Source organism: Pseudomonas sp. LJDD11 (assembly GCF_024584215.1).
Classification (GTDB): Bacteria; Pseudomonadota; Gammaproteobacteria; order Pseudomonadales; family Pseudomonadaceae; genus Aquipseudomonas.
In genome coordinates this window covers 1-13,268 of sequence record NZ_JANJFL010000037.1, presented here as the reverse complement: position 1 = coordinate 13,268, position 13,268 = coordinate 1, and the positions used below count along the sequence as shown (strand labels likewise).

The 13,268-nt window shown below is 60.6% G+C and carries 12 protein-coding genes; 8 read left to right on the top strand and 4 right to left on the bottom strand.

The genetic code is table 11. The annotated features are described in order from the left end of the window. Window positions 1-76: 76 nt before the first annotated feature. The 7 genes from lysS to NRB16_RS26970 all read left to right on the top strand — a co-directional run bounded on the left by lysS (window position 77) and on the right by NRB16_RS26970 (window position 8,306). A complete protein-coding gene (gene lysS / locus NRB16_RS27000; RefSeq protein ID WP_253115510.1) occupies window positions 77-1,579 on the top strand; it encodes a lysine--tRNA ligase in 1,503 nt (500 codons plus the stop codon). Between the two features lie 61 nt (window positions 1,580-1,640). Continuing rightward, the gene (locus NRB16_RS26995; protein WP_373568516.1) at window positions 1,641-2,393 is read left to right on the top strand and encodes a TetR/AcrR family transcriptional regulator; all 753 of its coding nucleotides are present in this window, start codon (window positions 1,641-1,643) and stop codon (window positions 2,391-2,393) included. A 102-nt stretch (window positions 2,394-2,495) separates the two neighbouring features. Next, a complete protein-coding gene (locus tag NRB16_RS26990; RefSeq protein ID WP_253115514.1) occupies window positions 2,496-3,773 on the top strand; it encodes a flavohemoglobin expression-modulating QEGLA motif protein in 1,278 nt (425 codons plus the stop codon). Window positions 3,774-3,826: 53 nt separating this feature from the next. Then, window positions 3,827-4,726, top strand: a complete 900-nt coding sequence (locus NRB16_RS26985) for an alpha/beta hydrolase (RefSeq protein ID WP_373568515.1) — start codon at window positions 3,827-3,829, stop codon at window positions 4,724-4,726. Window positions 4,727-4,934: 208 nt separating this feature from the next. Next, window positions 4,935-5,243, top strand: coding sequence for a hypothetical protein (locus tag NRB16_RS26980; protein ID WP_045481275.1), 309 nt, complete (start codon window positions 4,935-4,937; stop codon window positions 5,241-5,243). A 160-nt stretch (window positions 5,244-5,403) separates the two neighbouring features. Next, window positions 5,404-7,923 (top strand): excinuclease ABC subunit UvrA, encoded by a 2,520-nt coding sequence (locus tag NRB16_RS26975; protein ID WP_257107366.1) that lies wholly within the window; start codon window positions 5,404-5,406, stop codon window positions 7,921-7,923. A 125-nt stretch (window positions 7,924-8,048) separates the two neighbouring features. Next, window positions 8,049-8,306, top strand: a complete 258-nt coding sequence (locus tag NRB16_RS26970; protein WP_253142770.1) for a hypothetical protein — start codon at window positions 8,049-8,051, stop codon at window positions 8,304-8,306. A gap of 83 nt (window positions 8,307-8,389) precedes the next feature. On the opposite strand, the gene NRB16_RS26965 is transcribed toward NRB16_RS26970, so the two are convergent. The 3 genes from NRB16_RS26965 to NRB16_RS26955 form a co-directional block, all read right to left on the bottom strand. Next, a complete protein-coding gene (locus NRB16_RS26965; protein ID WP_257107365.1) occupies window positions 8,390-10,738 on the bottom strand; it encodes a TonB-dependent receptor in 2,349 nt (782 codons plus the stop codon). Between the two features lie 100 nt (window positions 10,739-10,838). Further along, window positions 10,839-11,810, bottom strand: a complete 972-nt coding sequence (locus NRB16_RS26960; protein WP_257107364.1) for a FecR domain-containing protein — start codon at window positions 11,808-11,810, stop codon at window positions 10,839-10,841. Next, on the bottom strand, window positions 11,794-12,324 hold the full coding sequence (locus NRB16_RS26955) for a sigma-70 family RNA polymerase sigma factor (RefSeq protein WP_257107363.1): 531 nt from the start codon (window positions 12,322-12,324) through the stop codon (window positions 11,794-11,796). The genes NRB16_RS26960 and NRB16_RS26955 overlap by 17 nt, the downstream gene beginning before the upstream one ends. 131 nt (window positions 12,325-12,455) lie before the next feature. Between NRB16_RS26955 and NRB16_RS26950 the strand changes: the two genes are divergently transcribed. Continuing rightward, a complete protein-coding gene (locus NRB16_RS26950) occupies window positions 12,456-12,917 on the top strand; it encodes an Sbal_3080 family lipoprotein (RefSeq protein ID WP_045481258.1) in 462 nt (153 codons plus the stop codon). A gap of 189 nt (window positions 12,918-13,106) precedes the next feature. Here the strand turns inward: NRB16_RS26950 and NRB16_RS26945 are convergent, their stop codons facing one another. After that, a complete protein-coding gene (locus NRB16_RS26945; RefSeq protein ID WP_257107372.1) occupies window positions 13,107-13,262 on the bottom strand; it encodes a transposase in 156 nt (51 codons plus the stop codon). Window positions 13,263-13,268 lie beyond the last annotated feature (6 nt).

Below are 13,268 nucleotides of genomic sequence, written 5' to 3'. Positions count from 1 at the left end.
CCGCGATACCAGGCTGTGCCGGTATCGCGTGCCCTGCCCGCAGGGGCAACGAACACCTGATGGAAAGAATTACGACATGAGCGACCTCAAGACCGAATCGCAAGACCTGCAACAGGAAGAAAACACCCTGATCGCACTGCGCAAGGAAAAGCTTGCCGCAGCCCGCGCCAAGGGCCAGGCCTTCCCCAACGACTTCCGCCGTGACAACTACTGCAACGACCTGCAGAAACAGTATGTCGACAAGACCAAGGAAGAACTGGCCGAGGCTGCGATTCCCGTCAAGGTTGCCGGTCGCATCATGCTCAACCGTGGCGCGTTCATGGTGATCCAGGACATGACCGGGCGCATCCAGGTCTATGTCAACCGCAAGACCCTGTCCGAAGAAACCCTGGCCGAGGTCAAGACCTGGGACCTGGGCGATATCATTGCTGCCGAAGGCACCCTGGCGCGTTCCGGCAAGGGCGACCTGTACGTCGAGATGACCAGCGTGCGTCTGCTGACCAAGTCGCTGCGCCCGCTGCCCGACAAGCACCACGGCCTGACCGACACCGAGCAGCGCTATCGCCAGCGCTACGTTGACCTGATCGTCAACGACGAAACCCGTAACACCTTCCGGGTGCGCTCGCAGGTGATCTCGCACATCCGCAGCTTCCTGGCCAAGCGCGACTTCCTGGAAGTCGAAACGCCGATGCTGCAGACCATTCCTGGCGGTGCGGCGGCCAAGCCGTTCGAAACCCACCACAATGCCCTGGACATGGCCATGTTCCTGCGCATCGCGCCGGAGCTGTACCTCAAGCGGCTGGTGGTTGGTGGCTTTGAGAAAGTCTTCGAGATCAACCGCAACTTCCGTAACGAAGGCGTCTCGACCCGGCACAACCCTGAATTCACCATGCTTGAGTTCTACCAGGCCTACGCCGACTACGAAGACAACATGGACCTCACCGAAGAGCTGTTCCGCGAGCTGGCGCAGCTGGTACTGGGGACTACCGACGTGCCGTATGGTGACAAGGTGTTCCACTTCGGCGAGCCGTTCGTGCGCCTGTCGGTGTTCGACTCGATCCTCAAGTACAACCCTGAGCTGACCGCAGGCGACCTGCAAGACGTCGATAAAGCCCGCGCCATCGCCAAAAAGGCCGGTGCCAAGGTGCTGGGCCACGAAGGTCTGGGCAAGCTGCAGGTGATGATTTTCGAAGAGCTGGTCGAGCACAAGCTGGAGCAGCCGCATTTCATCACTGAATACCCGTTCGAGGTGTCGCCACTGGCGCGCCGCAACAACAACAACCCGAACGTCACCGACCGTTTCGAGCTGTTCATCGGCGGCCGCGAAATCGCCAACGCCTACTCCGAGCTCAACGACGCTGAAGACCAGGCTGACCGCTTCCAGGCCCAGGTGGCCGAGAAGGACGCTGGCGACGACGAAGCCATGCACTTTGACGCCGACTTTGTACGTGCGCTGGAGTACGGCATGCCGCCGACCGCCGGTGAAGGCATTGGCATCGACCGTCTGGTCATGCTGCTGACCAACTCGCCGTCGATCCGCGACGTGATCCTGTTCCCGCACATGCGTCCACAGGCATAAGTCGGTTTCGCGGCTAAAGCCGCTCCTACCTCATACGCCGTAGGAGCGGCTTTAGCCGCGAATGGCACCAAGGCCGCCGCGCTACGATTCAAGGAGAACCGTGGTGAATGACGCCACCCAAGGACCTGCCAACGTCGCCAGCGCCGTCGCTCAGAACGTCCGCTATCAGGGCCGCAAGGCCAGTCGGCGGGGTAGCGAGCAGCGGCGCCAGGACATTCTTGATGCTGCCATGCGTATCGTCATCCGTGACGGTGTACGTGGGGTCAGGCATCGTGCGGTGGCCGCAGAGGCCGATGTGCCGCTGTCAGCCACCACCTACTACTTCAAAGACATCGATGACCTGCTCAACGATGCCTTCGCGCAATATGTGCAACGCAGTGCCGCCTACCTGGCGCGGCTGTGGCAAAACACCGAAGTGATCCTGCGCGATTTGCTCGCCGGCAACGACGGCAGCCCTCACGACCGGCAGCGTGTAGCCGACGTGATCGCCCGCATGATCCACGACTACATCGACCATCAATTACAGACCCGCCGCGATCAACTGATCGCTGAGCATGCCTTTTACCTTGAAGCCCTGATCAACCCGCGCCTGGCGCTGTTGGTCGCTGATCACCAGCAGATCCTGTTTCGCGGTGCCTGCCAGTTTCTTCAGGTGCTGGGTTCAGAGCAGCCGCAGCAGGACGCCGAAGTGTTGACGGGCATGATCCGGCGGATGGAATATCAGGGCCTGTTGCACGGTCTCAATGACCCGCCGAACGGGCAGCGACTGGCTATTCTGACTCGTCAGATGCGTCTGTTTCTCGCAATGGCTTAGCAGAAACTTAAAAACGTTGGCGAGGCAGCCTGTTTTTTACGCAGCAATGGCGCTCAGCCAGCAGGTAGTTTTTAAGTCAACATCAGGATCAAGGAGTACCGGGTGGACGAATACCAGCAGACTATTCGTGGCTTATCGGACCGGATCGTCACGGCGCAGACGCCGATCCGTGTGCTCGATGCGGTGAAGTGGGACGACAGTGTGCGCAAGGGCTTTCTGGCCGCCAAGGGCAAAGAGCTGCCCGCAGTCGATCGCGCTTATTACGAAGGCCGGCCACTGGGCTTCGACTCTGCTGCGCTGAAGCAGGAATTCCAGAACATCGAGCGCGATGTCACCCGCCAGTTGGGGCAATTCAACCCGGTGGGGCAGATCATGCGCCGCATGTGCCGCGAATACCGCATGGTCATTCGTATGCTTGAAGCGCGTGGTACGGCGGATTTCGGCCTGATCTCCCAAGAGCTGTATGGCGCGGCGTCCGACGCATTTCATGCCGGCGACCCGACCCTGTCCGACCTGGGGGTGATGCTCTCCGGTTATCTGAACAACATTGCCGGGCGCGGCGACCTCAAAGACGAACCCAAGACCCTGACCGCCAAGGACGCCGTGGAGATTCTCCAAGAGCGCCTGAACCGGGTATTTGGCGGGGGCGAAGAGACCGTGCGGGTGTTCGAGTCCGACGGCATCGTGGCCGACGCCGCTGCCGGCGCCGACTACATCAAGATCCGATCCGATGCGATGTTCAACCAGCGCGATGTCCGCGCCCTGGAAGTCCACGAGGGGCTGGTGCATGTCGGCACCACCCTCAATGGCCAGAACCAGCCGATCTGCACCTTTTTGTCCAAAGGCCCGCCCTCGTCGACCGTGACCCAGGAGGGCCTGGCGATTCTCATGGAGGTGATCGCTTTTGCCTCCTACCCCAGCCGCTTGCGCAAGCTGACCAATCGCACCCGCGCCATTCACATGGCCGAGGAGGGCGCGGACTTCCTGCAGGTGTACGACTTCTACCGTGAACAGGGCTTCAGTCAGGCCGACAGCTATGGCAACGCCAGCCGGGTGTTCCGTGGCTCGACGCCAAACGGGCTGCCATTCACCAAGGATCTGTCCTACCTCAAGGGCTTCATCATGATTTACAACTACATTCAGCTGGCCGTACGAAAAGGCAAGCTCGAACAGGTGCCCTTGCTGTTTTGCGGCAAGACGACCCTTGAAGACATGCGTACCTTGCGCCAACTGGTGGATGAAGGTCTGGTGGTCGCGCCCAAATACCTGCCTGATCAGTTCCGTGACATGAATGCCCTGTCAGCCTGGATGTGCTTCTCCAACTTCCTGAACCATTTGAGCCTGGACCGGATCGAAGCAGATTATTCCAACATCCTCTGAGCGGGAGGGGGTCGGGACTTGCTTCGCGGATAAATCCGCTCCTACGACAAAGGATGGTGAGTTTGAAAGCGATCGGCATTGTGGTCCTGCTGCTGTGCCTGGGCGGTTGCAGCGGCATGCTGTTTTACCCTGAGCGTGGCCTGCCGTTCACCCCCGACAAGGCCCGCCTCGAATACCGTGACCTGACCCTCACCACCGCCGACGGCACGCGCCTGCACGGCTGGTGGCTGCCGGCCAAACCGGGTGTGCCGGTCAAGGGCACGGTGCTGCACCTGCATGGCAATGGCGGCAATCTGGCCTGGCACCTGGGTGGCAGCTGGTGGCTGCCGGAGCAGGGCTATCAGGTGCTGATGCTCGACTATCGCGGCTATGGTTTGTCTGAAGGCGAGCCGAGCCTGCCGGCCATTTATCAGGATCTCGATGCCGCCTTTGCCTGGCTGGATAAGGCGCCAGAAACCCAGGGCCAGCCGCGTATCGTATTGGGCCAAAGCATCGGCGGGGCGCTGGCCGTGCATTATCTGGCGCAGCATCCAGAGCAACGCAGCGGCCTCAAGGCGCTGATTCTCGATGGCGTCCCGGCCAGCTACCGTGAAGTGGCCCGCCATGCCCTTGGCACCTCCTGGCTGACCTGGCCATTCAAGCGGCCGTTGTCGTGGTTCATCCCTGACGGCGACAGCGCCATCCACAGCATCGCCCGGCTTAAAGGCACACCGATGCTGCTGTTTCACAGCATGGACGACGATATCGTGCCGCTGAATAACGGCTTGGCCCTTTACAAAGCCGCGCCCTTGCCCCGGGTGCTGCAATTGACCCGCGGCGGCCACGTCCAGACCTTCGCCGACCCGACCTGGCGCCAAGTGCTGCTGCGCTACCTCGACGACCCCCAGCATTTCAACGGCCTGCGCCGGCTGGGGGAAATCCCCAACTATCCGCCCGCACCTGCGACGCCGTGACCTGCCCAAGCATTGATGTCGCTCACGGATGTTCAGATTAAACACTGTCATTGTGGGAGAGAGCGATTATCCGCATTCGCCATGGCCCGGCATCCCGGCAGGGCTGCCTCCCACCGCAACTGTGGCGTGCACAAGAGCCAGGTACGACGTGGATCTGTGGGAGGCCGCTCTGCTGGCAACAGAAGTTACCTCATTTTCGAGCACACTCATGACCCAGGAACGCAACCTCATCCCCATCATCCTGACTGGCGTTGCCAGCATCGCCGGCACCGTCGCCTGCCTCGGGTACTACGGCTACCTGCACTTCGCCAAGCCTGAAGATGCGCTGCTGCTCAACGACTACACCATGCTCAAAACCATTCCCGGCGAGCAATATTCCGCCAGCCTGGCCCCGGCCAACCAGATCGCTCAATGCATCGATGGCGTGCTGGTGCTGTTCGACACCCAGCAAAAGGGCCTGAGCGGCGTGTTGGTGGATAACCGTAAACGTTTGGTAAGGTGCAGTGGTCCACAGTAACGTTCAGCCTTCGAATCAATACCGCTCGAATAACCACCACAACTTTTGTGGGAGCCACCGTGGGAACGAGCTTGCTCGTGAAGGGGCCATGCCAGACGCAGCCTTTGGGCGCCTGACTGAACAGTACTGTTTTTAAATTCCGTCGCAGTAAGGACCTCCGATGCCCGCTTCTCCATCGACCGCTTTTTCAGGCTTCGTCCGGGTGCGTGGCGCCCGCGAGCACAACCTCAAGAACGTCGATGTCGACATTCCCCGCGATGCGCTGGTGGTGTTCACCGGGGTCTCCGGGTCGGGCAAGTCGTCACTGGCGTTCTCGACCCTGTATGCCGAGGCCCAGCGCCGTTACTTCGAGTCGGTAGCCCCTTACGCACGTCGGCTGATCGACCAGGTCGGCGTCCCGGATGTCGATGCCATCGACGGTCTGCCGCCGGCGGTGGCTCTGCAACAGCAGCGCGGCACACCCAGTGCGCGGTCGTCGGTGGGCAGCGTCACGACCTTGTCGAGCCTGATCCGCATGCTCTACTCGCGGGCCGGCCGTTACCCGGCCGGCCAGCCTTTGTTGTACGCCGAAGATTTTTCGGCCAACACCCCGCAAGGCGCCTGCCCGCAGTGCCATGGCTTGGGCCGGGTGCATGAGGTCACGGAACAGTCGATGGTGCCTGATCCGTCGTTGACCATTCGTGAGCGGGCGGTCGCGGCCTGGCCGCTGGCCTGGCAAGGCCAGAACCTGCGCGACATCCTGGTGACTCTGGGCTACGACGTCGATGTTCCCTGGCGTGACCTGCCCAGGCAGCAGCGCGAGTGGATTCTGTTCACCGACGAAACCCCGACCGTGCCGGTGTACGCCGGCCTGACTCCGGCGCAGACCCGTGAGGCCCTCAAGCGCAAGCTCGAACCCAGTTACCAGGGCACCTTCAGCGGCGCCCGGCGTTATCTGTTGCACACCTTCATGCATTCGCAGAGTGCCCAGATGCGCAAGCGCGTGGCGCAATACATGCGCGCCAGCCCGTGCCCGTCCTGTGGGGGCAAACGCCTCAAACCGCAAGCGCTGAGCGTGACCTTCGCCGGGCTGGATATCGCGGCGCTGTCGCAGCTGCCGTTACAGCAACTGGCCGCGCTGCTGCAGCGGGTCGCCGCGCCGGACTGGCTGGAACAGGACGAGCCGGATTCTTCGATGGAAAAACGCCTGGCCGCGCAGCGCATCGCTGTGGAACTGCTTGAACGCATCACCACCCTGATCGACCTGGGGCTGGGCTACCTGGCGCTGGAGCGCAGCACGCCGACGCTGTCGTCCGGTGAACTGCAACGCCTGCGCCTGGCCACCCAGCTCAACTCACAGCTGTTCGGGGTGATCTACGTGCTCGACGAGCCCTCAGCCGGTCTGCACCCGGCCGACAGTGAAGCGCTGTTCGAAGCCCTGCAACGCCTCAAAGCGGCGGGCAACTCGGTGTACGTGGTCGAACATGACCTGGACACCATGCGCCGTGCCGACTGGCTGATTGATGTCGGCCCGGCCGCCGGCGAGCAGGGCGGCCAGGTGCTGTACAGCGGCCCGCCAGCGGGCCTTGCGCAGGTCGAGGCCTCCAGCACCCGGCATTACCTGTTCAGCCCTGCCGTCCAGGCTGGGCACACGCCGCGCGTGGGCAAAGACTGGCTGCGCCTGGAAGGCGTCACCCGCAACAACCTCAATGACCTGAGTGCCGCATTTCCACTGGGCTGCTTCACCTCGGTCACCGGTATTTCCGGCTCCGGCAAATCCAGCCTGGTCAGCCATGCGCTGCTGGAGCTGGTCGGTGCGCACTTGGGTCACAGCGAAGCGCCGACCGACGCTGCCGAGCAGAGCCTGGAGGACGAACCGCAACAGACCACTGGCGGCCGGATCAGCGCCGGGCTCGACGGCCTCAAGCGTCTGGTACAGGTTGACCAGAAACCCATCGGCCGCACGCCACGCTCGAATCTTGCGACCTATACCGGGCTGTTCGACCACGTTCGCAAACTGTTTGCCGCCACCGAGCAAGCCAAAACGCTGGGTTTCGATGCCGGGCAGTTCTCGTTCAACGTCGCCAAGGGCCGCTGCGAAAAGTGCGAAGGCGAGGGCTTCGTCAGTGTCGAGCTGCTGTTCATGCCCAGCGTCTACGCGCCATGCCCGACCTGCCACGGCGCCCGCTACAACCCGCAGACCCTGACCGTCAGCTGGAATGGCCTGAACATCGCGCAAGTGCTGCAACTGACCGTCGACCAGGCCTACGAGGTGTTTGCCGAGCAGGCCGCACCACGTCGTGCGCTGCAAGTGCTCAAGGACATCGGCCTGGGCTATCTGCGCCTCGGCCAGCCGGCCACCGAGCTATCGGGTGGTGAAGCACAACGCATCAAACTCGCCACCGAACTGCAACGAAGCGCCCGCGGCGCGACCCTCTACGTCCTCGACGAACCCACCAACGGCCTGCACCCGCAAGACATCGACCGCCTGCTGGTGCAACTTAACCGGCTGGTGGATGCCGGGCATACCGTGGTGGTGGTCGAACACGACATGCGGGTGGTGGCCCAGAGTGACTGGGTGATCGATATCGGTCCCGGTGCCGGGGATGCTGGCGGCAAGGTGGTGGTAAGTGGTGTGCCGGGGGAGGTGGCGCGGTGTGCTGAAAGCCGGACTGCGGGGTTTTTGGGCAGAGCGTTGTAGCAGGCCGTTGGCTCATTAGTGTGATGTGGCACTCCGCTTTCATCTGTTACCAGAACCATGAATGATGGGTTTATGCTGTGGTCAGCGTTGTGATCAGAGCGCACATCACGCCAAGGAGATAGTAGATGTCAGACCTGAAAGAGATTCGCTTCGTCAAGCGCATAGTGATCGGAGCGGCAGAAACATCCGGTCCTCAGATCGACGAGGCCAGTGAACAGCAGATTGAGCTGCTCAATCGTTGTTTGAGCGACTCGCCCAGAGGCTGGATTATCGGTCTGGAGAAAACCTTGTCGATGGTGGATGTCGCAGGGCGGCAGGAATCTGTGCAAGGGCTGGTCTATCACATCGGTTTTCCTCGCAAACCGCATTGGTTGAGTGAGTGAATGGCTGACGGTTTTTTCGTCACAGGTTTCCCATGCCGACTGACGGCATGAGAAATCTGTAAAGGTAGCGCGGGTGTTGCAAGTCAGTAGGTGTATTTCAGCGAGGTCATGAAATTGCGTGGCATGCCGTACGAGCCGCGCACACCGGCCGAGATGATGTACTCCTTGTCAAACAAGTTGTTGATGTTGGCGGAGACCGAAAGATGCTGGTTGATCTCGTAACGGCCCATCAGATTGACCAAGGTATAACTGCCTTGATGCATGACCTTCAGGTCATCGCCGGTCTTGCTTTCCCAGTTGAATCCACCGCCGACGGTAAACTTGCTCAGGTCTCCCGGTAGGCGATAAGTCGTGAACGTCTTGAAACTGTGTCGTGGTGCACGGGTGATAATCCGCTGGTCTTCATCGTTGCGGGTCACACTGTAGACATAGCCGCTACTGAAGTTCCAACCCTCTGCGAGTGCGCCGTTGAATTCGAGTTCGGCACCTTCGGTTGCCGTGTTGTTGTACATTTCGTAGCCGTTGCTGGCGTTGTTCCATACCGCCAGATTGTCCTGATTGGTGCGGAACAGCGAAAGGCTGGAATTGAGCCGGCCATCTTGAAAGCTGGCCTTGATACCGGCCTCGATGCTGGTACCGTCCTCCGGCTCTGGAGAAGTTACATATTGGCTGACCAGCGAATCCTGAGGCTGGAAGATCTTGGTGTAGCTGCCATAGAGCGACCACGTGTCATTCAAAGCATGCACAAGGCCAAGGTAGGGGGTGAAGATTCCTGTTTCCCGGCTGCGGCTCTTGGTTACTCGGCCTGTCGACAGGGTCAGGGTGTCATTGTTGTTTTTCCAGTCTGTCAGGCGTCCGCCGACCAGTAGGCTTGTGCTATCGGTGAGGTGGAAGCGGGAACTCATGTAGGCATTGTACTGATGCTCGTGGCGGTCAGTTTTCCCTGTCTTGTTATAGTGCGGTTTTGGTGTGTCATCGGCCCATGTGAAAATAGTGGGAATCAGGTAGGTCGAAGGGACCATGGTGTAGTTGCTGCCATCGGCGTGGATGTTTGTCAGGGTTACACCACCAATGAATTCATGCTCGCGTCCGAGCAGTGAAAACGGACCGGTCAGATAAGTGTCCAGGTTTTCCTGTTCTGTCGTATTGACCCAATAGGGGCTTAGCAGGCGTCCACCGGCTCCCGTGCTCTTGTTGATAGCCCCCGTAGAGGTAGCATAGAGGCTTTCGTATTCATACCGTGCGTGGGACAGCTCGCTTTTGATACTCCATCCCGAGCCGAACGTGTGCTCTATGGAAGCAAAGAAACTGGTGAGGTCGTGATCGTAAAATGCCCAGTCTGGCGTTTTTATATCTGAAGGCTTTAAATCGATCTTGCTGCCGTCGCTATAGAGCATTGGCATTAACGCGGCCTGGGAATTGGTTTTCTTGGCAATGTTGCTAAAGCCGAGCGTGAGCAGCGTGTCATCACTCAAATCGATTTCGCTGATGCCGTACAACGTGATCCTTTCTTGTTCATAGTTGTCGGTCCAGCCGTGCTGATGCTTATAGTCGGCAACCAGGCGTCCTCGCACATTACCGCTGTCTGTCATCGGACCGGAGACATCAACGCCACTGCCATAGCGGTCCCAATTGCCGGCTTCGGCGGTAAAGGATACCTGGGGGTCGAAGGTTGGCCGCTTGCGGACCATATTAATGGTCGCCGACGGTTTGCCCAGACCACTCATGATACCTGTGGCACCCCGCACCACTTCAATCCGGTCATACATGGCAGTGGCTTGCAGGTAGTTGCCCATTGCCGAGGAGGTGGGCACACCATCAATCTGGAAGTTGTTGATGCTTGAACCTCTGGAAAGAATTTGGGGTGCATCGCCACCGTAAACCAGAGGTTTGACCACAATGCCGGTTGTGGCATCCAGCGCATCGGCCAAGTCATCCAGCTTCTGATCTTCCATCCGCTGCCGTGTAATCACCGTCACCGATTGCGGCGTTTCCTGCGGTGTCAGGTTCAAGCGCGTCGAACTACTCGTAGACCCGGTCGTATAAGAGCCGGTCCCCTCGGTAATCGACCCCGGTGCCTTGCCTGAAATGCTCACTGCCGACAGCTCAAGCCCGGTACTGTTTGCCCGTGGCCGTACCTCGTAACGCTTCTCCCCGGTCTTCACCGCCTCCAGCCCGCTGCCTTCGAGCAGGATCGCCAGCGCCTGTTCCACGCTGTAGCTGCCGTCCAGCACCCGGCTCTGTTGGCCTTCGGTCAGGCTGCCGTCGCTGACCAGGAAGATTCCGGCCTGGGCAGCGAAGCGGTTGAGTTGGGTCGACAACGGCCCGGATTCCAGGCGGTACTGCTCGGCGGCGTGGCTGAGCGGGCTGAGCACAGCCAGGGCGATGGCCAGGCTCAGGGGGCGTAACGAGGCGGCGGGCAAGCGGTACATGGGTGGTCCTGTTAGCTGATGGTGTGTGGGTTGTTTTCAGCTAATTCGGATGAGCCGCCGAAAGAGGAACACCTGAATGAAAATAATTTTCAAATGACGTTCAATGTCTGGCTTCCAGACTGATCCACCAAGGCAAGGTTTGCTCCACGCGGATTGGCAGCGCGCTGCTCAACATGCTCAGGGTCTGCGGCAGGTCGTCCTGCGGGAAGGTGCCCACTAACTTGAGCCCGGCGACTTCTGGTGCGACGCCGATATGCCCGTGGTGATAGCGCCGCAGTTCGGCGATGACGTCGGCCAGCGGCTGGTTGTCGGCTTGCAGAATGCCACGGCTCCAGCTTTGCCGGCCGGCGTTGACCGGTTGTTCGGTGCCCAGTTGTTCGCGATTGAAGCGTCGTTCATGACCAGCGTTGACCACAGCGGCAATGCTGGCGCTGTTGCCCATATGAATCGCTACCGCGCCGTCGAACACACTCAGCCGGGTGTCGGTGGTTTCCTGCTGCACACTGAAGCGCGTGCCGAGTGCCTGCAAGCGGCCTTCGGCAGTGTCGACGAAAAACGGCCGAGCATCCTTGGCAGTGTCGATCAGCACTTCGCCGCGCACCAGTTGCAACACCCGCTGCTGGGCGGTGTAAGCGATGTTCAGGGCGCTGTCGCTGTTGAGCCACAGGCGCGTGCCGTCATCCAGGCGCAGCGCGCGCACTTCGCCCACCGCCGTACGCTGATCGGCACGCCAGGCCAGCAGGTTCTGTTCCAGCGGTCGCCAGCCGAGCCGCGCCAGCAGCGCTGCACCGCCGAACAGAGCCAGGCCCAGCAATACATTGCGCCGGCTCTGGCGCACTTGCCGCGCCCCGGTCAACGTGGCCCGTGCGGTGTCGCGCTCGCCTTGCAGGGGCGAGAAGCGCGCACTGATCCGCTCGACATACTGCCAGGCACGTTGATGACTGTCGTGCTGGTCATGCCAGCGTTGCCAGTCAGCGTGCAGGTGCGGGTCGTTCTCGGTCTGCAGCCGCGCGTACCAGTGCGCTGCCTGCTTGAGGACGGCGTGGTCCAGTGATTCAGACGAGGGCTTCATCCAGCTCCACTTCCAGCAACAGGCATTGGAACATGGCCTGGGCCAGGTACTTGGTCACTGTGCGTTGCGAGACGCCCAGTTGCTCGGCGATCTTGCGGTAGGTCAGGCCATCGAGCTGCGCCAGCAAGAAAGCCTCGGCCACTCGGGGCGGCAGCTTGGCGAGCATGGTGTGGACCTGTTGCAGCGCTTCGAGAATCACCGCCCGATGCTCTTCCGAGGGCGCGTAGCTTTCCGGTCTGCTGGCCAGCACCTCGAACCATGCATGCTCTACCTCGCGGCGCCGCCAGAAGTCCACGCATACATGCCGCGACATGGTGTGCAAATAGGCCCGTGCATGGCTGTCGCTGTCGAACTGCCGTGGCCGGGCCAGCAAGCGCACGAACACATCATGGGCCAGGTCCGCCGCATCGCTGGCATTGCCCAGGCGCTTGTTCAGCCAGGCATGAATCCAGCCGTGATGAGCGGTGTAATAGCCCAGCACCTGCTGTGAGTAGGCGTCGTCCAAGGTTGACATGAGAGCAAGTACTCTTTGGGAACTGTTCGCATCTTATGCGCGCCAGGGCGGGTGGAGCAAATGCTCGTTGTGCGGCAGTGGTCAGCCTGCCGTGTTAACCTCGCGCCCCTCAATTTCGGCATGGAGGTCGTATGCGCTGTTTGTCCCTGTCCCTGACCCTTTTTGCAGCTTTGCTGGTGAGCGGTTGCAGCATCAAGCAGACCGTGACCCCGGTGTCCTTGTCTGCGGCAATGGAGCCGGTGATCTGCATGATTCCGGCAGAAGGCCTGCGCCCAGGTTTTCAGGCCAGCTATGAGCGCCTGCTGCGCGAGAAAGGTTTCCAGATCCGTCAACTCGCTGCCAACAGCAACCCTGCGGTTTGCCCGCTGTCGACGACCTATATCGGTCGCTGGAGTTGGGATTTCACGATCTACATGAGTTATGCCGACATCCGCGTGTTTCAGCACGGCGTACAAGTGGGGCAGGCTGAATACGACTCGCGCAGTGGCGGCATGGCCTTCTCGAAGTTCATCAATGCCGAGGCCAAGATTGGTGAACTGACTCACCAGTTGTTTCCGAATGGGGCGGCTGGGATGTCGGCTGCGCGGCTGTAGATGAGCATGGCTTATGGTCCGCTTGGTCGGCGGGTCATGGCAGACCGGTCAGGCGCGGCCGATACTTGAGTCCTGCGCAAGCCGTGACTTTTCGTGAGCCTTGGCGATTTCCTGAAAAACTCTGAAGAGTACGTCAGGGTTTGGATCTTCCAGGAACATGCTCAGAAACTCGTTGACATCCTCCCCGTCCTAAAGGGCCGGGATTCCCACAATTGGACGCTCATGCCCGAGCGCGAGAATGTTCTTTGCGGCGTTGACGTCGCGGTCGTGGGTGGCACCACACCCACAACAAGTCCATTCCCTTATTCCAAGCCCTGCGATACCTCTGGGCCTCGAGTCCGGCAATTGCTT